Source organism: Lysinibacillus sp. K60 (genome assembly GCF_019731275.1).
GTDB classification, from domain to species: domain Bacteria; phylum Bacillota; class Bacilli; order Bacillales_A; family Planococcaceae; genus Lysinibacillus; species Lysinibacillus capsici.
Genome location: NZ_JAASJR010000003.1, coordinates 20,427 through 41,711, shown reverse-complemented (window position 1 = coordinate 41,711; position 21,285 = coordinate 20,427). Strand labels below are relative to the sequence as shown.

The window sequence follows — 21,285 nt, the reverse complement described above, 5'->3', positions numbered from 1 at the left end:
TGTTCCTTCTAAGAGCATGTATCCTCTTTTTTACGCAAAAAAAGAATCCACATACGATTGGATTCTTTGTACAATGCCTCTTCTAAGCTTCCTTCTTAAATTTTAAGCTCGCTTCCACAAAGGCTGAAAATAGCTTTTGCGCACCCTCATCTCCTGCTATGGCTAGTTCCTCAGGATGCCACTGAACAGCCAAGCAAAATGGCATCTCCTCATGAACTACCGCTTCGATAATACCGTCGTTAGATTTTGCCGCTACTTTTAATTTTTCTGCTAAAACATTCACCGCTTGATGATGAAATGAATTCACTGCTATTTTCTCTTGTTCAACGATAGTCGCTAAAAGATTGTCAGCAATAACCTGAACAGAATGGGTAGCTACAGCTCGACCTGATTGCTGCATATGTTGAAGTAATTTAGTGCTAAAATGATCACTATCAATATCCTGATATAAAGTACCACCTAAAGCAACATTTAGTATTTGAATTCCTCGACAAATCCCGAAAATAGGCATCTTCCGTTGGAATGCGGCTTCAATTAATGCTAACTCAATCGTATCTCGCGCTGGATGAATTTTTCCAAGCTTTAATGAAGGCTCAGCCCCGAATAGAAATGGGTGCACATCATGACCACCAGATAATAATAATCCGTCTGTAAGGGCTAAAATCTGTGCTGCCTCTTCTTCTATCCCAATTGGAATAATCAATGGAATTCCACCAGCTTCAATGATGCTTTTGCTGTATGCCACATTTAATCGAGAGGATAAATCATCCTCAACAAAGGCTGTAATTCCAATAATCGGTTTCACTTGCTTCCCCCCACATTCCTGAAAATTGAACAATTACCAAAAGCTTATATACCAATTGATTAATAGATCGCCATAGAAATAAACAATAACTGCGGCCAATGCAATAGATGGCCCAAACGGAATGGGTGTTTTTCTCCCCTGTTTGTTTTTCGATAACATGGTAATCCCGACAACCATACCAATAACTGCAGCTAAAAATAGCGTTAACAGTGTATCAATCGTACCCAGAACGAGACCAATTAAAAAGAATAATTTAATATCGCCTCCACCCATGCCACCGTTTGATAGCACAGCAATGATATATAATATGCCAAAGCCAACCACAGCACCCACAAGAGAGTCCCACCACGGTGTTAATGGTGACAGCACTCGTCCAATAGCTAGCACAGGTAAAAAGAATACTAACACCTTATCAGGAATTAGCATATAGGCCAAATCTGACACAACGATAATAACTAATAAGGAGATAAAAAAGAACGCTACTATCAATTCTATGCCCCAGCCTAGCTGCCAATAAGCAAAGGCAAATAATACACCTGTCATTAATTCTATGACTGGGTAAACCCAAGAAATTTTATTGCCACACCCCCGACATTTTCCTCCTAAAAATACATAAGACAAAACTGGTACTAAATCAAGCGCCGTTAGTCGTCTCTGGCATTTCAGACAATGTGAAGGAGGATGTACAATCGACTCCTTCTGTGGTACACGTAAGCCAACTACATTATAAAAAGACCCAAAGACAAGTCCAAATAAAAAAATAAAGATCGTATAAGCCATTTCCAATTTCATGTCCTCCTAAACCAATAGGCGCCCATACAAATAAAGTATGGCGCGCCTATAAAATAAAGTTATTGTTGTTCTTCGTAATAGAACGTCGTCACTTGCACTGTTGCCTTTAACGTAAGATCCGCATCTTTCTCAAGCTGTGCCTGCTCTCCAGGCAATTTAAATTCAATCTTATCGGTTTTCATGACACGCTCTAATTGTTCAACCTCCTGTAAAAAGCTTTCAAGAGAATTAAAATCAAGCGCACCCACCTCTAATATAAAAGTAATAAGCTTTAAATTAGGTGGTAAAGAGTCCTCCGAAAGAGAGGCAGTCGGTGTAATACTCTCCTTGTTCTGCTGATCACCATTGACCTCTGCTTCAGCCTGCTCCAACATATTGAGGTCATTCGATACATCAGAAGGTGTCACAGTGCCGCCCTCACCTTGAACCGTTAAAGACAGTATACGAGTTCCTGTCACCTCTTCAATCTCAGCTAAATCAAGAATAATCTTTTCAACGGCTCTTGTGGCAGGTAGCTTTTGTCTTAAGGCTAATATATCGATAGTAGGCTGTCCCTGCTCCTTGTCTAATTGTGCTAGTTGTTCTTTGACATTAGCTAATTCTTGCTGCACCTGCAATACATTACTCTCTTTTTCATTCACTTCATTCAATTTTGGTGACAGCAAATAATAATACAGCGCAAATAAAATAGCAGCTATCAGCGCAAGTAACAAAATCATAGATGAATTTTTACTACTCGTTAATTTATTCATGAGCGTCGTCCTCCAGCTAAATACATAAAATCGATTGTCGCTGTGATAGACACTGAATATCGCGGTACTTCTTTAAATTTTTGTTGGGGTGTTAACTCCCTTTGTTCACCTAGCTCTATTTCAAAGTTTGAGACCGTGTTAATTTGAGCATCTGTAAAATAGCTACTCATTAAAAGTCGCTCAACATATTTCGATATATCTGTCATCGTTTCAAAATCCACTTCAATATTCACCGAGTTCTCTCCGAAAACATAGCTACGTAAATAGGAATGAGTTGGTAATAAAGTTTTTGTTTCATCAATTAACGGTGTTACAGGATAAGAAACGCTTTGAATAAAAGTCACAGACTCTTCCAACGAACCCTGATCGACACTTTGTCGTGCGTCTAGCTCCTGCTGCAATTGATCAAGCTGTGTTGTTAATGCCTGTTCCTCTGCAGTCAATCGTGACAAATCACCTTTTGATGTAAAAAATAAAAATAGTAAATAAGCTACAATAAGTCCAACAATGACAATCACCAAGCTATAAAAAAGCTTGGGAGAGGCTGCTCTTTTTTCAAGTTGTGGTAAGAGGTTTATATCTGGAACCATTAACGAACCTCCTTCAAAGCCAAGCCAAGCAACGTTGAAAATTCTCGCTTAAAGCGAGGAAACGATTTCTCAATTTTTTTCCCATCGACAACCCTCAGTGGTGGTTCTAAATTAGAAGCGAGTAAGTTCCCAATTGATTTCAATAGTGGGTTATCGCCAAGCATGATAATTTCATCCACTGTTTTTTCACCTTTATGTAAAGAAAACTTAAAGAAATTCATCATCCGATCAATCTCTAGAACCTGATCCATTACGACCATTTGATAATTCTCTGATTCGCCATTATAGATAAATTGATAGCTAGACTCATTCTCTTTCTTCCCCTGCCATTGCGTCATATCTACTTCAATGGTTTGATAGCGCAAAAACTCCACCTGGCCATTGGAAAAAATACTGATTGAGAGTTCATTAATCGACCATTCTGCTATTAAATATGTTTTATTAGGCATTAATAAGGACATGTGCTCTAATAAGCGTATATTACAAAGCGCACGAATATCGGCAGCTTCGGGTTCTAATGAAACATCTAACAGCATCCCTACAAGTTTCGTAATCTCTTCAGAAGGCGCAGCAAATAAGATAGCCTTGCCATCCTCGGCATCTGCATCATACACATCAATTAAAGGGTCTTGAAAAGGTAAATGAATGGAATGTCCCAATTCCATTTCAGCATATCCTCGTAATTCCTGAGGCTTTACATCTTTAGGGTGCTCAAAGTTTTTTAATAGAACCGTCGTATCAGGGACAAACATGCGAACAGCCTGTTTTTTCCCTGTCCATTTCATTACTTGCTCTTTAATCACCTCAAAAAGAGCTACCTCATCGATAATAGTTCCATTTTCAACGATTCCAGCTGCTAAAGGGTATTCATAGCCCTGCCACTGATTAGGCTCTGGTCCTTTCGCCACAATCGCACGCAGCACATAATCCTTCAGCTCAATCGAAACATGCGACTTTCTTTTTCTCTTAAACATGTGAAAAGACCTCCTTATCCTATTCAGTATAAATGATTTTTTCAATTAGTCATCCATTTCCCAGCCAGAAACGCAAATTTACTTGCGCTTCTGAGTGGGTTGGGAGGACTGATTATGGCGTTGTTGTATCTGGAGTAGTTGTAGGTTTTTCTCCTCCAGCTTTCACCAGTTTACTATTAATATCTTTTTCAAGGGATTTCCCATCTGCAACTTTAAATTCTTCTAATTTTATATCCTTTAATCTAGGGTACGTAATTTGCCAACCATCTTTTGTTAATTCAACAACAGTATCACTTAAATCTATACCATCCACATACGATTTTAATGCATCTTTATCGCATTTATCATCTTTACAAGCCCCATCAATATAAGCAATCTTAGCCCCCGCTAGAATATTTGATGCCTCCGCTAAAATTGCACGGTCCTTCGACTTATTAATAATATTACCAATTGCAGGTACAGCGATTGCTGCGATAATTGCTAGGATAACAATTACAGCTAATAGTTCAACTAATGTTAAACCTTTCTCATTTTTCAATAGTTTTTTATTTTTCCATTTTTTTAACATAATGAAATCCTCCTTAATAGTTTTATATGAAGTGTGTGTACACGCGCTTCTGAACATTATGGCGAAGCTGCACAATCTCGCCCAATACATTTGCCACCTGTTCCTTTGCTTCCCTTGCGAATATCGTCTGCAATATGCTGTAAGGTGGCATTATCAAAATTTATATATTTTCCATTGCTGTAATAAATCGCATGCGCATTGAAGTAGTAGGTGCCTTCGATAAATTGGACATTGGCACTCTGACCTTCTTTATCTGCCTCTAATATTTTACCGGCACTGTCTAGATACCCGTCGGATACTAATTTTTCCACTTCGACGATTTGCCATTGATCAGCGGTTGGATGCTCCATAAAATAAAACTGTGCGGCATGAATAACATTGATGGCATCTGCCTTTAATGCCTTATAACGTGAATTATCAATGACATTACTTATTGCTGGAATTGCAATGGCAGCAACGATAGCTAGAATAACAATGACTGCCAATAACTCGACTAATGTCAAGCCCTTTTCGTTCTTTACCCTAATTTCCATGTCCAGTCTCTCCTTTAATACTTAACCATGAAGATACCTACTTGCCGCTTCCTTTTGTTAGCAAATCTAAGTAGATATTTCCCATTAAGCGGAACAAAAGGGCATCCATATCAATATTGTAAACATTACATATTTTCATATAGTTGGAACATTGGTAAGAATATAGCCGCAACGATGACTCCTACAACTAGAGCCAGTACCACAATCATTAAAGGCTCAATGAGTGACTTCATGGTATCGACAGCACGGTTTACTTCCTCTTCATAAAAATCAGCGATCTTTTCAAGCATGTAGTCCAAGGAGCCTGTTTTCTCACCAATTGAGGTCATTTGTGTAACGAGTGGTGGAAAGAGCCAGCTTTTTTCAAGTGGCTCTGATAATGTGCCACCCTTTTCTAAATTATCGCGCGCTTCCAGTACTACTTTACCCATTACCGGATTACCACCAACCTTTTCGACAATTGTTAAGGCTTGTAAGATTGGTACGGAGCTGCTAAAGAGTGTTGACAAGGTTCTTGTCATTCTAGCGATAATATCCTTTTGCAATAGCTGTCCAAAGATTGGCATACGCAGTAAAAATACATTGACGGCATAATGAAACTCTTTATTATTTTTATAGAAATAGTGTAGGCCCACTACTAATACCAATAGCCCTAAAATTACAAGGTACCAAAACTGAATGAGCCAATCACTAATACCCACTACAATGACCGTTATTAACGGCATTTCCAAATTCATTTCCTTAAATGCATCCATAAAGGTTGGCACAATGAACACCATTAAAAACATACCAACCACTAGTGTTAAAAGCGATAAAATTGCTGGATAGGTCATGGCAGATTGAATTTTTTTCTTAATGTTGTATTGCTTCTCTAGTGTGCTTGCAAGACGATCTAATGTATCGTCGACGTTCCCTGTAGCCTCACCAGCACGCATCATATTAACAAATAGCAATGGGAACACTTTTGGGTGTTTGCCTGCTGCATCTGAAAATGCCATACCATTTCGAATATCCTCTTCAACCTGCATCAATGCTCGCTTTAGTGGTTTACTCCGTGTTTGCTCGCCCAAAATATGGGTCGCTTCAACGACGGGAACGCCAGCACGAATTAATGTCGCATATTGTCGACAATAAATAACAAATTCCTGGTGCTTTACTTTTGTCCCAAAAGCAATATCTTTATGTAAAATGCTATTTGACTCCTGAAGTTCTCGTGCATTAATTCCTTGTGCTCGAAGCTTTTCCATGGCTACCTTTTTATTCGGTGCCTCGATAATGCCCTTTTTAGGTGCTCCTGTTTTGGTACGACCACTATAACGAAATATCGTCAACTATAATCACCAGCGTTCATATATGGTCTTGCATCCTCTAGAGAAATTTTACCTGTCGTAATTAGGTGTTGCATGGAATACTCCAATGTGTGCATACCTAATGCTTTACTTGTCTGCATCACACTTGGAATTTGGTGAATTTTTTCGTTACGAATTAAATTTGAAATAGCAGGTGCCTGTACTAAAATTTCTGTCGCAGCAATACGCCCTTTTACATCCTTACGTACAAATAAACGCTGAGAAACAATACCTTGTAGTACATTCGCAAGCTGCACACGAATTTGACTCTGCTGATGCGGTGGAAATACATCGATAATACGGTCGATCGTCGTTGGTGCACTACTTGTATGAAGTGTAGCCATGACTAAATGCCCTGTTTCAGCAGCCGTAATAGCCGTTGAAATGGTTTCATAATCTCGCATCTCCCCAACTAAAATAATATCTGGGTCCTGACGCAACGATGCTCGTAAACCATTGGCAAAGCTCATTGTATCGACACCAATCTCCCGTTGATTGATGACAGACTTCTTATGTGTATGCAAATATTCAATTGGATCCTCTAACGTAATAATATGTTTAGATCTAGTTTCATTGATATGATCTATCATTGCTGCCAAGGTAGTTGATTTCCCTGAGCCTGTTGGGCCAGTTACTAAAATTAAGCCTTGTGGTTTTTCCGCAAGCTTATATAACACCTGTGGCATATTGAGTGCTTCAATAGATGGAATTTTAGCCTCAATTAAACGAGCTGCAATCGTCACTTCATTTCGTTGATGGTATGCATTGACACGGAATCGACATTTCCCAGGCAATGAAAAGTTAAAGTCCGTTTCTCCCTTGTCCTCAAATTCCTGTTGTTTATGGACAGGAAGAATGACCTTTACCATTTCCTTCAAATCCTCTGTTTCAAGTGGGACTGTGCCATATTGCTCCAGCTGCCCATGGATACGATATACCGGTGGAATACCTTTTGTTAAATGAAGATCAGATGCTTTTTCTTCAAATGCACGTGTTAATAATTCAACGATTGAATATGCTGTCATTTTTTCACCCCTAGTCTGCACTTGCAACACGTAATATTTCTGATGTGGTTGTTTGGCCTGCTACAACCTTTTGTAATCCATCCACTAATAGGGTATGGAAACCTTTTTCTTTCATATAATCACGGAGGACGCGATCACCAACACGATTTAAAATCATATCTTTTATTTGGCGATCAACAGGGAGGATTTCATGAATCGCCATCCGTCCTCTGTAGCCAGTATGATTGCAGGCAGGACATCCACGCCCTTTTTTACCATGTGTTACGCCCTCCACCCCATTGTCCTCAAGTATTTCAAGTTCACGAGAAGTGAATATATATGGTTCCGCACAATCACGACAAACTTTTCGTACAAGGCGTTGCGCCATGATTCCTACAAGAGAAGAGGATAATAAAAATGGCTCGATCCCCATATCATGGAGCCGTGAGATAGATTCGATGGCACTATTAGTATGCAGTGTACTTAATACTAAATGGCCTGTTAGTGAAGCACGGATAGCAATTTGAGCTGTTTCAAGATCACGAATTTCCCCTACCATTACAATGTCGGGGTCCTGTCGTAAAATTGATCGTAACCCTACCGCAAATGTTAAGCCAACTTCCTCTTTTACTTGAATCTGATTGATACCATCTAACTGATATTCCACTGGGTCCTCAACCGTAATAATATTGACGCCTTCTTCATTTAAATGAGAAAGGGCCGCATATAACGTAGAGGACTTACCTGAGCCTGTTGGTCCAGTAATCAGCATCATACCGTTTGGATGGGCTATCATTTTCCTGAAAAGTGCTTCATTACTTGCACTAAAGCCTAATTTATCAATATCATTGGCTGAATTGGTTAAATCTAAAATACGCATAACTACCTTTTCACCATAAACTGTTGGTAGTGTCGCTAAACGGATATCGACAGGTCTAAAATTAACATTGGTTTTAATACGTCCATCCTGCGGAATACGATTTTCAGTAATATTTAAATTCCCCATAATTTTAATACGAGCCAATACGACATTTTGCATGTGCTTTGGCAAGGATCGCTCAGTACGTAGCACACCATCTACCCGATAGCGGACACGAAGCTCTGTTTCTTGTGGATCAAAATGGATATCACTAGCGCGCTGTGCGACACCATTCGCAATAATTTGATTCACTAAACGAACAATAGGAGAATCCTCATTCTCTATTTCCTCTTGTGTTTCTGTACTTGTGGCAGCCAAATCCAACATGGCCGCATCCATTGATTCCTGTAAATCATAGTATTTTGTTATCGTCCGATATAAATCATCTTTAGCCGCAATACTTGTCTCGATTTGACAGCCTGTTGTCATACGAACTTCCTCAATGGCAAAATAATCCATCGGGTCTTCCATTGCAATAAATAATTTATTTTTTTCTTTGCGAATCGGCATAATATTTGTCCGCTTTGCAAGCTCCGCAGGAATGAGCTGTAATAATTCGGGACTAATTGAAAACTGATTCAGGCTGATATGAGGGATACCCAGCTGGAATTCTAAGACTTCAATAAGCTGCTGCTCTGTTAGGAAATTTTCTTTAATAAGGAAATCTCCAAGCTTCTCATTTTTCATCTTAGTAGTTAATGCATACTCTAGCTGGTCAGCAGTGATAACACCTGATTCCACCAGTAAATCCCCTAAACGTTTACGCCCTGGCTTCATTGCCATAAACATACCTCCCATCGTTATGGACTTGTTTGTACAAAATTACCACCCTTATCATAATAGCCATAGACAATTTCTGGTCCATCTTCTTGCTTTGTTACCTCTGGCTTTGAAGGTTTCACATCAGGCAAGCCATTGCCATCTAAATCCACTTCTAAATCCGGATCTGATGCACCCGCCCCTACGTTCTGAGTAGGCGTTGTGATGATAACAGGCTCCTGCGAAGAACGCGTAACAATTCGATTTTGAGGTGCATAATAATCCCTACTAATGAATTGTTCTTCTGTTGCTCCATTCTCTACAATGGAACGATAAACTTCGACTCTTGAACCCTCTTTACCCTCTTGTTCTACTCTTTCCTGTCCAGCCTTTAAATCCTCCGAATAGCGGTAAATAATGCGTGGCTTTACAATTTTATCCTTGCTAACACGTACTGTTATGTCCTTGTCTTTCGCGGCTGCAAAAACTTCTATCTTTAATTGATTACCCTCTATAGATGCTTTCAGTTTACCGAGCTGTTCAGACCGATTAATAAATTGTAAGTCCTTTGCTAATGCTGCATTGATATCTGCTTCAATTCCCTGCTGCAAATAGCTTGGATTTATTTCCTGAGAATGTCTTTCTAAAATTTCGTAGTCCGTTTGAAGAATTACACTATATAGCATTGATGCCACAAAATCTAAACCTGCATCATTGACAACCCCAGCCTGTTCACCTAAAAGTGTAAGCAATGAGATGGATTGATTTGGAACTAGATTTACATCATTTAATAACGGAATGATTTTCGCTACTCCTTGACTATTTACTGGTAGCTCGGCAATCTGAAATGCAATCCTTTCCCCGGTTTGCATGGAATCTTCATTGATAACAGCTTCAACCTTATGCTCCTTCAAATAGCTGGCTTGTAAGATTAGTTTTTGTAGTGTTTTATCTGTATCCCAAACACCTGCTTCATCTATTTGCTGCGTAATTGCTTCATTGACGGTAACAGGAATGGGAATATGAACTACTTTTTCTTTATGCCAAAAAGCATACCAAGGCTTTTTTGTCAGCATTTCGTACTGAGCAATAGCTGCTAATGGATCAAAAGCAACTTGTTTCGAGTCAATGGTTTTGACTATACCCTCACTAACAATTTCCATTTCGGTACCTTGCCATTCTGAAATTGCATTTTGTAGCGTTGTTTCTAAATCTGCGGTTTTCACATCATTGATCTCAATACCTCCAATGGTTGAAGATTTAGGACCTTCTTTAGCAAAAACTGTGTCATTTAGCACAAATGATGGAACAAAAAATCCCACGATTAGAACAATTACCAAAAACAAGCTAATTATTTTTATGTATGTTTTCATCCACATCATCCTTTATTTAACTTAGTGGTTTTTCTATTTATATACAAATGATACTACAACTATGGTATTCTGGCACTACTAAAATGCAACTTTGTTCCGATTTTGACTAGATATTTCACACGAAAATTCAAAAATAATTCAACGATTAGTCACAAAGAACTAAAAATAACCTTAAATTCCATTCGATACATATTTGGAATTTGTTATAATAGCCTTAATCAACTATTATAATTCATTACCTTTTTGAACCTACTTACATATTTAAGAAATTTTTATTTTATAATAAATTGAAGCCAACTATATCTTTAGCATTAAAAATAATTATAATATTTAGGAGGTTTTACACACCTTATATGAAATCTATGTTTATGAACATCAAATGATGAAAGATTTGTTAGTGGTAAATTTATTGATAAAGCGTTGCTCCATGAAGTCCACATTAACCTTGAAGTGGACAAAGACATTGTAAAATATAAATTAATACAACAAAATAAAGCTAAATATAGACGTACAAAATATTTTCGGTTACTCAACATAGACCAAACTATTGATATATCAATAGTAATATAGGGAGGGGAGGGAATTGATTTTGATAAAATATCTTAAAAATAATCAAGGCATGACTTTGATCGAAGTTGTTGCCGCCCTTTTAATAATAGGCATTGTGTTAATTTCATTTTTTGGCTTGCTTGTTCAATCAAATAAGACAACACACAAGTCAAATGATATTATGGATGCTACTTATGCCGCACAAGTAAAGATGGAGGAGATTTATAATGCATCTGGTGGAGCTGTTACTTATGAAGATTTAGCAGGTGGCTATGAATTAGATGAAGAGAATGCTAAAACGACCTCATCTTCTCTACCCACTAACCAAGTGTATAAATATCTACCACACGAAGAAGATCGTTTTACTTACTATTTAATATTAGAAACATTTCCTGCAGATACCGCTTATAAAAATGCGGTTTATGTAAATCTAGAAGTTATTGAAAACAGTACCAATAGTAAAGCAACAATGGAAAATGTGTATATACTTGGGGGGGCAAAATAAGATGAAATGGCTCCGAAATAGCAAAGGTCTTACATTATTTGAAGTGCTCACAGTCGTTGTTATTCTTGCCATCGTATCCATGCTGAGTATTAGTATCGTAACATCTGCTACAAAGCAACAACTCGAGCAAAGTACTCATAATCGTGATATTAAGGATTTATCCTTTGCATTAAAAGTAATTACAAAGGATTTTCGAAAAAGTGATAACCTTATAACAGAATCTGATGATACAACAGACCCTCCGACAGAATTACACACCTTACTGTTAGGTGAGGAAGTTGTATCAACTTATAGATTAGAAAATAATCAAATTATTCGAAATTCAAATGGTAGAGAAGAAGCCATTGCATATAAAATATCTTCATTTACGATCAGTGGAGGGGCTATTGAAATTATAAGTGAAGATGGTCAAACAGCAGCAACAGATATTACTCAAAGGAGAGGAAAATAATGAGTAAACAAATTAAAAATCAACGAGGTTCAGCACTTGCCCTTGCATTATTTTTAGTTGTGATTATCTCCATTCTTGGTATTTCTTTACTTAGTGTCTCTTCTAACAGTCTAAAACAAGTAGACTACGAGAGAAAAGATCAGGCTGTCTTTTATATTGCTGAGGCGGGGATGAGTTTAGCGAAATTAGAAGTAAAAAAAGAATTAACAGAAATTCAAAGTAGGTCCTATCAGCAAATTACGAAATGGATTGATACTGAAAATACAAGAAGAAAAAGCACTCGACCTCAGCTTCCTCGTTTAAAAAAAGCTGAGGCTGAGGCTGAATACAGAAGAATTTTAAATAGTGAATTTAAAGCGTTTAAAAATGCCCCTTCTATACTAGAATCACATGCCATTTCGACAGGAAAAGTGGCATCCATTACATTAGATACTGAAATACCAGCAGATGGAACACCATTGCTTTATCGAATTAATATTGTATCAAAGGGTAGCATTGATGGCGCCAAAGAACGGGAGGTAACGCAAGAAATCGAAATTGAACCTCGTCTTCCGTTTTCAGAGGACGGTGACAGTGGTGATGGCACTGGTGAAAATAATAATGAACAACCATCTGGTAGCTTCCCTGATGGCTACGCCTCAATTGTTTCAGGAAATATCTCCATTACAGAGGGTGGTTCTGTTACAGGAAATGTAAGTTTACAAAATGGTACTTTTACACTTAAAGGTGGAGCAAAAGTTAATGGAGATATAAGCTTAGAAAATCCAAATAATATAATTGCGGATCACTGGCTTTCGTATACTACCGTCCCGAAGCTGAATATCGATCCGAAAAGTTATCTACCCCCAACATTTTTTCCAGATGATAAGTTTTTAGCTGCAAACAATATATCTTATGCATCTAAACAAACAATAGGAGATCAATGGAATCCATATGATGTTATTGACAATCAAGGAAACTATAACGCTCCCCATACATGGAGGGATCCAAAATATACGTTAAACCTTTCTACAGGATCTTCAAGTATTAAGTTTAGAAATTTCACTGTGGATACAGGGAATGATTTCACAATTGATGTAGGAGATAAAGAGGTTGATATTTATATAGATAATTTGAATATTAAAAACGGGAAAATTTTTATTAAAGGGAACGGGAAGCTAAATATATATGCAAAAAATATAAGTAATTTCATTGGCCCCTTCAACCAAAACGGGAATCCATCTCAATTAAATATTTATCATCAAGGATCATCTACAATAAATCTTAATGCTAACTCAAAAATAGCTGGATCTATTATAAATAAAAGCTCAAACATGGTTTTAACATCAGGAGCAGCTATCTACGGAAATATTATTTCAGGAGGTAGAAGCATAGAAATTAGTGGAGGCATGCAAACTAATGGGCAATATATAATTGCACCGAATGCCACTATTAATTTGAAAGGAGGGGGAAATATTACAGGTATTGTAGTTGCAAATAATATATCCTCAAGTGGAGGTACTAATATCACTTATGGAGGACCTGCTACCCCTCTACCTCCAGGTGTTGTACCTGAAACAGAAACATCAGATTACCCTACTCCAAACGTAAAAGATAATCTTTTCTGGACTGAGGAAACAAGTATGATTGAAAATTAACGCGCCATATAAAACAGCCATGAGAATTTTTTGTATGGCTGTTTTTCGTCTTACTTAATTTCATAAGGAAAACTTTTTTTGTTAGTAATTGCTTATATGATAATAGTTAATTTTTCTGAGATGAGGAACTTATAACAAAAATATCAAAGCGCTGTTTAAACTACGCTTTGACATTTTTATTGTTACCATTTACTGATACCTATACACACTAACTTCATTCATTTTTCCTCAACAACCTACCCGACAACAGCATCCCAATACCACCAATGGTAATAAATAGAACAGCTCTAATTAATAAATCAAGGGCAGATAAGTCAAAGAAAATTAGCTTAATAAATGCGATAACTAAAATAATAAAGCCTGTTGTGCGCAATGTTTTTAAATGTTGTGTGGAACTAATCCATAGTGAAACACTAGCTGTTAAGAATAATGTAATAGTTGTAAGGGCGATACTTAGCTTCCAATCAAGGGCGTTGTTAAACGTGAACTGATGGATCAGCCCCCATATCGAAATCATCGTGAGCACGATACCCGTACTTACAATGGCGTCCACATATTTCCCCAGACGGTCCTCGTACAATCGATAAATAATTCCTTTTACAAGCACATCAGCGACAATCGCTACAATCACTGCTACATAAATTAATCTAGTGATACTGTTTAAGCTTTCCAACATTGTCACTCTAGTGCTAATCATCAAGGAGACTAGTAGGAAAAATGCGCCAAGTACTGGGGTTAAAGCACGTCCTTTGTAAGTTTCCTCTACAAATAAAGAACCAGTAAATAAGGCAGCTAATACGATACACACCATATATGGAATGCCATTTGTTGCTGTAAAGTATACGGCATCTAGCTTGCTAATATAGGCTAAGAAATAGCCAGCTGTGACCACTGCTAAAATATCGATTACATACAAATCCTTCATGACCTTTTCAAAAGGTGAAAGTGTCTCTTTTGGACGTCTTGCATATAAATAAATAATGATGAAATAGATGATTGGCATAAATAAGCTTAAATGATCGATGCTGAAAAATGGACTTGGTTCATGGAAAACATAGTTTAGTGTAAATGTCATCACAAGGGAAAGTGAAGTAACAACCTTCATCATACTTGCACGTATTCGTAAGCTCATCATCACGCCTGCAAATGCAATCAAAGGATACAATAAATCATCCACTTTATTTGGAATATTAAATAGAAGTATCATATTACAGAAGGCGATAAACATGAGTGTCACAGCACTATCCAATACTTCCTGCCATTTTTGACGATAGCTATAAAAGGCTACAGCGCCAAATAAAGCCATTAAAATGAAAAGTAGCATTTCTCCATTTTCAAGAGAACGAATGATCAGGTTCAGCAGTAATAAACTAAATGAGCCTAAAGAAAATTGGAGTCCGATGTGAAGTGGCTTCCATTTGGATTGTGCGTTATACAGTAAACACCATATTGCGTAAAAGATTGCTAGAATCACAAGTAAGCCAAGTGCAAAAACTACTTGCTGATCACTATTCATAAATGCTACAACACTCACTGCTAGCACTGAAAAGAATGTGGCGATATAAAGGGCTATTTTTTGCTTGTGCTGGTAAATAACTAATTGCAATGCAGCAAACAATACGACCACAAATAATAAGATAATGACAGCACTAAAATCCATATATTCTAGTAAGTAAGGTAGTAATAATGATGTAAAGGCAACAAAAACAGTTAGTGCTTCATTTTTCTTCAAATAGCTAATGGCAATGCCATAACCAATATAAAGCAGCGTAATGCCTAGTGCTGGGATAAGACCAATGATTTCATATAATATGGCACTCGCTGCGGTTGTTAAAATACCGACAATAAATGCCCCACCATATAAAGAAATCGTTATAGCTATTGAGCCTACTTTCCTACGCTCTAGTACATAGGCAATAACCGCCAATCCCACCGATAGTACATAGGCAAGGATGATTTTCACGCCATCCGATAAATAGCCATAGTCACTGACAAGTTTTAGACCCCAAAGTACACCCATTACTAAAATAACCATGAATACTTTTGGAAGTGCCCACATAACACGTTCCTCCATCGATGGCTGTGGTTGCACTTCTTTTTCCGCTACTTTAGTCGGGATAGGCTTCGACTCCAGTACTGGTTTTGGTTTAATTGGTTCTGATTGCTTGATCATCGACTGTCTGGCATCAAGAGTATTAATTTTTTCAGTGCTTTGCGAACCTTTTAATACTGACAACTCCTGACGTAAATCTGCCATTTCCTCCTCGAGCTTCGCAATTCTGCGCTCCAATTCAAGGGACATTCAATCATCCTCCCCACTTTATCAATTTTCTAACATTATAACATATTTATCCTTATTGTAAAATTACACTTTTCGTTCATTTTATCTCGGTCTCCGATACATTAAGGCACGTTCACTATCACTAGTGCCCCGTGTGGTTGGATCGACAATGACCCCCATTAACACAAAAATGGATAAGACTGTATTTAAAATAGATGATATTTGTTCACTCATCACACCTGTAAAATCATAGCCAAAAATTGCAGCCACTTGTTGTGCAAGTAAGAGCAACAATGAAAATAGCCCTAGTAGAAATGGAATATGTTGAAGACGAACCTTCCAGTTAATTCTCATAAAAGCTCACCTCCCCCCCTCTTGCCACAGTATATGCATAGTGGTTATGTGACACATATGCAAAAATGGAACTCTAGCCAAGTTACTAGTTTTTTTTGATAATATTTTGTGATGCAAGCTATTTTCAAACATAGAAAGTGAAGGAAGTTTTTTCATGAATAACATGTTCATCTATTTAGTTTACTTAGAGCCCTCTCAAGAATAAGAAGGTTTTCTACATGTAAAAATTTTTGTACATTTTTTTACCAAATCATTGACAATGGATTCCACAAGTTATATGGTTAGTTACATAAGTGATTAACCAACTAACAAGTGAGGTGGATTGTGATTCATTCTTTAAATAACGAAAAGCCCATTTTCCAACAAATACGTGAAAGAATAGAAGATGCCATTCTAGATGGACAGCTACAGCCTGAAGATCGCATTCCATCTACAAATGAGTTTGCAAAAGAATACCAGATTAATCCCGCAACTGCTGGGAAAGGCGTGAATGAATTAGTGGATAAGGGCGTCATTTATAAAAAAAGAGGTGTCGGTATGTTTGTACATGAAGACGCCAAAAATATTTTAATTACTGAGCGTAAAGAAAACTTTTTCCAGCAACATATTGAACCATTGAAAAAGGAAGCAAGACGTCTAGGCATTTCAGATGAAGAGTTACAAAAATTGATGCAAGGGGGATCATGAATGAAAATTAATGTGAGCAATGTCACGAAATCCTATAAACATAAAACAGCTTTGAAAAATATCTCTTTCACCATGGAGGGGCCAAAGATTATTGGCTTTTTAGGACACAATGGAGCTGGCAAAACGACTTTTTTAAATTTATTATCAGGTCTCATCTCTACGACAAGCGGAGAAATTTTAGTTAACGGAGAAAATGTGTTCAACTCCCCTTCCACATTACGTGATATTTGCTTTGTCGCTGAAAGTGGCAACTTTCAAGAAGACATGACCATTGCCCAAACATTAAAGGCCAATCGCTTCTTTTATCCAAAATGGGATGAGGAGCTAGCTCAAGAACTGCTACAAGTATTTGCCCTGAATCCAAAAGATAAAGTGCGAAATCTTTCAAAAGGGATGGTATCTGCACTTGGAATTATTACAGGCTTTGCGAGTTGTGCTTCCATTACTATCTTTGATGAACCGTATATCGGTTTAGATGTAGCCGCACGTAATTTGTTTTATGATTTGTTAATTGAGCAGCAAACAGAAAATCCGCGATTATTTATTCTATCAACACATTTAATCGATGAGGCGAACGAGCTATTTGAGGAAATTTTCATTCTACATGAGGGCGAACTTTTGCTCCAAAAGACCACTGATGAATGGCGAGAGCATATTGTGGCTTTAAAAGGCAATGCCTCAGATGTTGAGAGAGCAATTGGGGATTTACAAGTAATCTATCAACATACATTTATGCAAGAGATGACAGCTATTGTCTTCGCAAATGGCCAATCCATTGAAGATCAGAACATTAAGCTTGAATCTGTTTCTCTTCAAGATATGCTCGTCTATTTAAGTAAACAGAAAGTGAGGCCGGGGCGATGAACACGATGAAAGGCAGTTTTTATATCTTATTTCAAAGCTATAAGAAGCAAAATATTATTTTTTGGAGCATTTTATTTTCTACCGTGCTTTTGTCATTTTTCTTAGATGCATTTTTTGGTCAATATGTATCATTTGCTATGACTATTTCAATTCCTGTTTATATTTTTTACAGTACGATGGCAACAAAGCTTCTCAATAAAACCTTACCCTATTTTTTAAAGCTAGGATTAAGTCGTCAGCAATATATGTTGTATGTCGGGCTATTTTTTATCAGCTGGAGTCTGGTCGGTGCCTTGATGATTGCATGTGCTCATCAAATCATTTCTTATGTTTCTAATCTATTCAATATCAAAGATATTATTATCATCCACCCTATCTTATTTTTTGATATTACCCATTCATTTTTACAAACAGTAGTATTGGATACGGTCTTGCTTTTATTTTGCCTAAGTTCTGGCCTTCTCCTTAACGTTGTTTTTTATCGTTTAGGCATACTAGGAGGCTATAGCTTAATTGGTTTCCTTGCATTAATACCTATATTAATGGTGATCTTTGAATGGTATTCTCCGTTGTATAAACTATTAGCCAATTCATCTATATTAGCGATTTTAGGGAGCATGTTTGTTGTTAGTATTTTCCTCTATCTAGTTATTTCAGCTAGTATGAGAAAGGTTTCTGTAAATCCTGTATAAATAGAATAGGAGGAAGATAATAACATGACCCTAAAAATGTTGATGAAAATAATTGGTTTAGAGTCTCTACTCATATTTTTCTATGTTTTAAATGGTGCCTTTGTTTCTATTAAACAACCTTCAAGCCCTTTTCTACAGTTTGCGCTGTTAATCCCATTTGCATTAGGACTCTTCATGTATATAGCGACGAAAAAGAAATGGAGAGAATATTTCTTTTATCCTATTAAAAAGAATCATTTCTTCATCACCTTACCACTTCTTCTTATTTTAGGCATCATCTTAGTAAGCACAAAAGGATTGAATATGACATCTATTAGTGATTTAATTGTCATGTTTATCATGCAAATTTTCATTGTAGCATTTATTGAGGAGTCTGTATTTAGAGGCATTATGCTACGCATGCTAGTAGCAAAAGGGGCTTTTTCTGCTGTCTGGATTTCTAGTATATTGTTTGGCGTCACACATGCATTACAATTACTAGGTGGCCAATCTCTAGAAGATACGATTCTTCAAATCATCTATGCTCTTTTAGTTGGCCTAGTTCTAGCTTTACTTGTATTGGAAGGTCAATCAATTATCGTAACAATTATTTTCCATGGACTGAATAATTTCTTCAACATTATGGGAAATACGGAAGGCTCCATGTTAAGTGCCTATCTTATCATTTTAGTACTCTTTATCTACATGCTTACATTATGGAGACGTCTAAAGAAAATCGATCACAATCTGTTTATGAAAAATGCCAAGTCCATTTAAGACTTGGCATTTTAGTTAGAAGAGTAGATGACCAACCAATGCTGCAATTGGAAGAGAAATAAGCGTACGTAGTATAAATAAGACGACTAAATCCAAAAATTTCAATGGAATTTTTGTACCTAAAATAAGTCCACCTACCTCAGACATATAGATCAGCTGTGACACAGAAACAACTGCAATAACAAATCTAGTAACATCCGATTCAATCCCTGCACCTAAAATAGAAGGTAGAAACATATCGGCAAAGCCAACGACCATTGTTTGCGCTGCTTCAGCCGCTTCAGGCAAGCCAAGAACGGTTAAAATTGGCTCGAACGGTTTTCCTAAAATCACAAAAATACTTGTAAATTCAGCAAGCATTAAGGCAATTGTCCCAAAAGCCATAACGATAGGGGCAACACCCACCCATAAATCAATTACATTTCTAGAGCCATCTTTGAAAAATTGTCGAGGATCACGATTTGCATGCGCAATAGCAAGTGCATTTTCTAAGCCATGTGAGACAGAATTATAGCCCTCTGGTAATTTCTCACGTGAATAATCTACTGGTGTCCCATCTATGTACGTGTCCTCCTTTTTCGCAAGGGGATAGATTCGAGGCATAATAATGGCTAATACAATTCCACAAAGGACTACTGTCAAATAATAAGGAATAAAATAGCGTGCCAAATGTACAGTATCCAATACAACGATACAGAATGTGATGGACACTACTGAGAAACTTGTGGCAATAATCGCAGCTTCTTTTTTTGTGTAGTTCCCCATCTCATATTGTTTACTGGTCATTAACACACCTATTGTGCCATCTCCAACCCATGACGTAAGAGCATCAATTGAAGAACGTCCTGGACTTTTAAACAGTGGCCGCATAATTTTCACCATCATTGTCCCGAAAAATTCAAGTAAACCGAAGTTTGTTAAAAATGGTAAAAGGAAACCTGCAAACAAAAAAATGGTAAATAAAAACGTCACAAGCCCCTCATTTGGATCCATTAGGAGTCCACCCGTATTTTCATTATTGATGGCAGAAGGTCCAAAATTGAAGACCACCATTGAAGCAAAGGCTAAACCGATAATACGAGTAATTGTCCAAAACCAATTAACATAAAACAATGTATATAAAATACTAGGTTCTTTAGCATTTTTACGTGGTATAAATTTCGCTATGAGTGCACCAATTGCAGAAATGGCAAACATTCCAATTGTAAAATAGCTAATGATTGGAGCCACTAACCCCGCTAAAACATTAGCTAATATGGCAATGGGTACTTTCCATCCCTCTTCCGTTAAAATGGGGGTCATAAATAGAAAGATACCAATTAAAGAAGGAATAATGAAGGAAAAATATGTAGCAACAGAATACTTTTTCATTTTTTTCTAAAACCTCATCTCTTTTTATCTCAATAATTTATGTATTTTGCATTCCAACAATTAAAATAGTGTTTATAAGAAACATTTATTTATCAATTGTTGTACTACTATACAAGCAAAAATATGTTGTTTTCATTCAACATCTCATCCCTCCTTCTGTTATAGGACTATTATAAAAGCTTTGAAGTATTGAGCATTAAATAGAATAACACTCACATTATTCATGTTTTTATACCATAAACGTGTTATAAAACTATTGTAAACGCTACAACATATTTGGTTCAACCTCACAATATTCTGAATATTTATTCATCCTTAAATATAGAAAAGTCTAACTTCTTAATTAGAAATTAGACTCCTTTGATTTAGCTAGTTATTCTACTATGCATCAGCTTTTTTTAATTGTTTTACTGGACCCTTCGTGACTTCAGTCAGTTTTGAATTGATAGCAAAGATTTTTGCGTTGATAGTAGTGATTCCAAATTCAGCTAGCCTTTTGGAATGCATTTCTATATATTGTTCAGCTGTGCGTTTAGATTCGAATAGGTAGATGCCGCCTGCTTCGTTTGTTTCAGGGCTCTCTGTCCAAATTTTCCACAAAAGTCCTTCCTCTTCATAAATACTTTTTGCTAAATCAGAAAACGCTTCTGCCATCTCATCACCAAATGGTCCATCCAATTTAAAATCTACCTGTAATACGTATGTCATTGCCATTCTCCT

Annotated in this window: 22 protein-coding genes; 7 read left to right on the top strand and 15 right to left on the bottom strand. The window is 37.0% G+C overall.

What is annotated here, in order from left to right; translation table 11 throughout:
• Positions 1–82: 82 nt before the first annotated feature.
• The 11 genes from HCH28_RS07485 to HCH28_RS07435 all read right to left on the bottom strand — a co-directional run bounded on the left by HCH28_RS07485 (position 83) and on the right by HCH28_RS07435 (position 10,418).
• Positions 83–805, bottom strand: a complete 723-nt coding sequence (locus HCH28_RS07485; RefSeq protein WP_221680459.1) for a gamma-glutamyl-gamma-aminobutyrate hydrolase family protein — start codon at positions 803–805, stop codon at positions 83–85.
• Between the two features lie 33 nt (positions 806–838).
• A complete protein-coding gene (locus HCH28_RS07480; RefSeq protein WP_221680458.1) occupies positions 839–1,591 on the bottom strand; it encodes a prepilin peptidase in 753 nt (250 codons plus the stop codon).
• Positions 1,592–1,656: 65 nt separating this feature from the next.
• The gene (locus HCH28_RS07475) at positions 1,657–2,349 is read right to left on the bottom strand and encodes a hypothetical protein (RefSeq protein WP_221680457.1); all 693 of its coding nucleotides are present in this window, start codon (positions 2,347–2,349) and stop codon (positions 1,657–1,659) included.
• Positions 2,346–2,939 carry a PilN domain-containing protein gene (locus HCH28_RS07470; protein ID WP_221680456.1) on the bottom strand — a complete coding sequence of 198 codons (594 nt, stop codon included), beginning with the start codon at positions 2,937–2,939 and terminating at the stop codon, positions 2,346–2,348. The genes HCH28_RS07475 and HCH28_RS07470 overlap by 4 nt, the downstream gene beginning before the upstream one ends.
• A complete protein-coding gene (pilM, locus tag HCH28_RS07465) occupies positions 2,939–3,913 on the bottom strand; it encodes a type IV pilus biogenesis protein PilM (RefSeq protein WP_054550587.1) in 975 nt (324 codons plus the stop codon). The genes HCH28_RS07470 and pilM overlap by 1 nt, the downstream gene beginning before the upstream one ends.
• Positions 3,914–4,025: 112 nt before the next feature.
• Entirely contained in the window at positions 4,026–4,481 is a 456-nt protein-coding gene (locus HCH28_RS07460; protein WP_221680455.1) for a prepilin-type N-terminal cleavage/methylation domain-containing protein, read from the bottom strand.
• A gap of 56 nt (positions 4,482–4,537) precedes the next feature.
• Positions 4,538–5,014, bottom strand: a complete 477-nt coding sequence (locus tag HCH28_RS07455) for a prepilin-type N-terminal cleavage/methylation domain-containing protein (RefSeq protein WP_054550585.1) — start codon at positions 5,012–5,014, stop codon at positions 4,538–4,540.
• A gap of 125 nt (positions 5,015–5,139) precedes the next feature.
• Positions 5,140–6,345 (bottom strand): type II secretion system F family protein, encoded by a 1,206-nt coding sequence (locus tag HCH28_RS07450; RefSeq protein ID WP_036080216.1) that lies wholly within the window; start codon positions 6,343–6,345, stop codon positions 5,140–5,142.
• A complete protein-coding gene (locus HCH28_RS07445) occupies positions 6,342–7,388 on the bottom strand; it encodes a type IV pilus twitching motility protein PilT (RefSeq protein ID WP_221680454.1) in 1,047 nt (348 codons plus the stop codon). The genes HCH28_RS07450 and HCH28_RS07445 overlap by 4 nt, the downstream gene beginning before the upstream one ends.
• 10 nt (positions 7,389–7,398) lie before the next feature.
• Positions 7,399–9,069, bottom strand: coding sequence for a GspE/PulE family protein (locus tag HCH28_RS07440; RefSeq protein ID WP_370635348.1), 1,671 nt, complete (start codon positions 9,067–9,069; stop codon positions 7,399–7,401).
• Positions 9,070–9,086: 17 nt separating this feature from the next.
• Positions 9,087–10,418 carry a G5 domain-containing protein gene (locus HCH28_RS07435; protein WP_221680453.1) on the bottom strand — a complete coding sequence of 444 codons (1,332 nt, stop codon included), beginning with the start codon at positions 10,416–10,418 and terminating at the stop codon, positions 9,087–9,089.
• A gap of 589 nt (positions 10,419–11,007) precedes the next feature.
• Between HCH28_RS07435 and HCH28_RS07430 the strand changes: the two genes are divergently transcribed.
• The 3 genes from HCH28_RS07430 to HCH28_RS07420 are packed head-to-tail and all read left to right on the top strand — an operon-like array spanning position 11,008 to position 13,560.
• Complete coding sequence (locus tag HCH28_RS07430) at positions 11,008–11,472, top strand: type IV pilus modification PilV family protein (RefSeq protein ID WP_221680452.1); 465 nt, start codon at positions 11,008–11,010, stop codon at positions 11,470–11,472.
• A gap of 1 nt (position 11,473) precedes the next feature.
• On the top strand, positions 11,474–11,923 hold the full coding sequence (locus tag HCH28_RS07425) for a PulJ/GspJ family protein (RefSeq protein ID WP_221680451.1): 450 nt from the start codon (positions 11,474–11,476) through the stop codon (positions 11,921–11,923).
• Positions 11,923–13,560: a DUF7305 domain-containing protein gene (locus HCH28_RS07420; protein WP_221680450.1), complete on the top strand. Its 1,638-nt coding sequence runs from the start codon at positions 11,923–11,925 to the stop codon at positions 13,558–13,560. Before HCH28_RS07425 ends, HCH28_RS07420 begins: the two co-directional genes overlap by 1 nt.
• 214 nt (positions 13,561–13,774) lie before the next feature.
• Here the strand turns inward: HCH28_RS07420 and HCH28_RS07415 are convergent, their stop codons facing one another.
• Entirely contained in the window at positions 13,775–15,862 is a 2,088-nt protein-coding gene (locus HCH28_RS07415) for a DUF2339 domain-containing protein (RefSeq protein WP_221680449.1), read from the bottom strand.
• 81 nt (positions 15,863–15,943) lie between these two features.
• Positions 15,944–16,195 (bottom strand): phage holin, encoded by a 252-nt coding sequence (locus HCH28_RS07410; protein WP_048391360.1) that lies wholly within the window; start codon positions 16,193–16,195, stop codon positions 15,944–15,946.
• A gap of 324 nt (positions 16,196–16,519) precedes the next feature.
• Between HCH28_RS07410 and HCH28_RS07405 the strand changes: the two genes are divergently transcribed.
• From HCH28_RS07405 to HCH28_RS07390, 4 genes are read left to right on the top strand one after another with little or no spacing between them, the layout of a single operon-like run.
• On the top strand, positions 16,520–16,882 hold the full coding sequence (locus HCH28_RS07405) for a GntR family transcriptional regulator (protein ID WP_221680448.1): 363 nt from the start codon (positions 16,520–16,522) through the stop codon (positions 16,880–16,882).
• Positions 16,883–17,746, top strand: a complete 864-nt coding sequence (locus HCH28_RS07400) for an ABC transporter ATP-binding protein (RefSeq protein WP_221680447.1) — start codon at positions 16,883–16,885, stop codon at positions 17,744–17,746.
• Positions 17,743–18,438 (top strand): hypothetical protein, encoded by a 696-nt coding sequence (locus tag HCH28_RS07395; protein WP_221680446.1) that lies wholly within the window; start codon positions 17,743–17,745, stop codon positions 18,436–18,438. The genes HCH28_RS07400 and HCH28_RS07395 overlap by 4 nt, the downstream gene beginning before the upstream one ends.
• Before the next feature lie 24 nt (positions 18,439–18,462).
• Complete coding sequence (locus tag HCH28_RS07390) at positions 18,463–19,194, top strand: CPBP family intramembrane glutamic endopeptidase (protein ID WP_221680445.1); 732 nt, start codon at positions 18,463–18,465, stop codon at positions 19,192–19,194.
• Between the two features lie 15 nt (positions 19,195–19,209).
• On the opposite strand, the gene HCH28_RS07385 is transcribed toward HCH28_RS07390, so the two are convergent.
• Together HCH28_RS07385 and HCH28_RS07380 are read right to left on the bottom strand one after the other, a co-directional pair.
• Positions 19,210–20,565 carry a YjiH family protein gene (locus HCH28_RS07385; protein ID WP_221680444.1) on the bottom strand — a complete coding sequence of 452 codons (1,356 nt, stop codon included), beginning with the start codon at positions 20,563–20,565 and terminating at the stop codon, positions 19,210–19,212.
• A gap of 381 nt (positions 20,566–20,946) precedes the next feature.
• Positions 20,947–21,273, bottom strand: coding sequence for a monooxygenase (locus HCH28_RS07380; protein ID WP_004225776.1), 327 nt, complete (start codon positions 21,271–21,273; stop codon positions 20,947–20,949).
• Positions 21,274–21,285 lie beyond the last annotated feature (12 nt).

What these genes read in the sequence shown, in the direction of transcription:
- HCH28_RS07475 (WP_221680457.1), bottom strand. Translation starts at nt 2,349, where the DNA reads ATGAATAAATTAACGAGTAGTAAAAATTCATCTATGATTTTGTTACTT.
- HCH28_RS07470 (WP_221680456.1), bottom strand. Translation starts at nt 2,939, where the DNA reads ATGGTTCCAGATATAAACCTCTTACCACAACTTGAAAAAAGAGCAGCC.
- pilM (WP_054550587.1), bottom strand. Translation starts at nt 3,913, where the DNA reads ATGTTTAAGAGAAAAAGAAAGTCGCATGTTTCGATTGAGCTGAAGGAT.
- HCH28_RS07460 (WP_221680455.1), bottom strand. Translation starts at nt 4,481, where the DNA reads ATGTTAAAAAAATGGAAAAATAAAAAACTATTGAAAAATGAGAAAGGT.
- HCH28_RS07455 (WP_054550585.1), bottom strand. Translation starts at nt 5,014, where the DNA reads ATGGAAATTAGGGTAAAGAACGAAAAGGGCTTGACATTAGTCGAGTTA.
- HCH28_RS07445 (WP_221680454.1), bottom strand. Translation starts at nt 7,388, where the DNA reads ATGACAGCATATTCAATCGTTGAATTATTAACACGTGCATTTGAAGAA.
- HCH28_RS07440 (WP_370635348.1), bottom strand. Translation starts at nt 9,069, where the DNA reads ATGGCAATGAAGCCAGGGCGTAAACGTTTAGGGGATTTACTGGTGGAA.
- HCH28_RS07435 (WP_221680453.1), bottom strand. Translation starts at nt 10,418, where the DNA reads ATGAAAACATACATAAAAATAATTAGCTTGTTTTTGGTAATTGTTCTA.
- HCH28_RS07425 (WP_221680451.1), top strand. Translation starts at nt 11,474, where the DNA reads ATGAAATGGCTCCGAAATAGCAAAGGTCTTACATTATTTGAAGTGCTC.
- HCH28_RS07420 (WP_221680450.1), top strand. Translation starts at nt 11,923, where the DNA reads ATGAGTAAACAAATTAAAAATCAACGAGGTTCAGCACTTGCCCTTGCA.
- HCH28_RS07415 (WP_221680449.1), bottom strand. Translation starts at nt 15,862, where the DNA reads ATGTCCCTTGAATTGGAGCGCAGAATTGCGAAGCTCGAGGAGGAAATG.
- HCH28_RS07410 (WP_048391360.1), bottom strand. Translation starts at nt 16,195, where the DNA reads ATGAGAATTAACTGGAAGGTTCGTCTTCAACATATTCCATTTCTACTA.
- HCH28_RS07400 (WP_221680447.1), top strand. Translation starts at nt 16,883, where the DNA reads ATGAAAATTAATGTGAGCAATGTCACGAAATCCTATAAACATAAAACA.
- HCH28_RS07395 (WP_221680446.1), top strand. Translation starts at nt 17,743, where the DNA reads ATGAACACGATGAAAGGCAGTTTTTATATCTTATTTCAAAGCTATAAG.
- HCH28_RS07390 (WP_221680445.1), top strand. Translation starts at nt 18,463, where the DNA reads ATGACCCTAAAAATGTTGATGAAAATAATTGGTTTAGAGTCTCTACTC.
- HCH28_RS07385 (WP_221680444.1), bottom strand. Translation starts at nt 20,565, where the DNA reads ATGAAAAAGTATTCTGTTGCTACATATTTTTCCTTCATTATTCCTTCT.
- HCH28_RS07380 (WP_004225776.1), bottom strand. Translation starts at nt 21,273, where the DNA reads ATGACATACGTATTACAGGTAGATTTTAAATTGGATGGACCATTTGGT.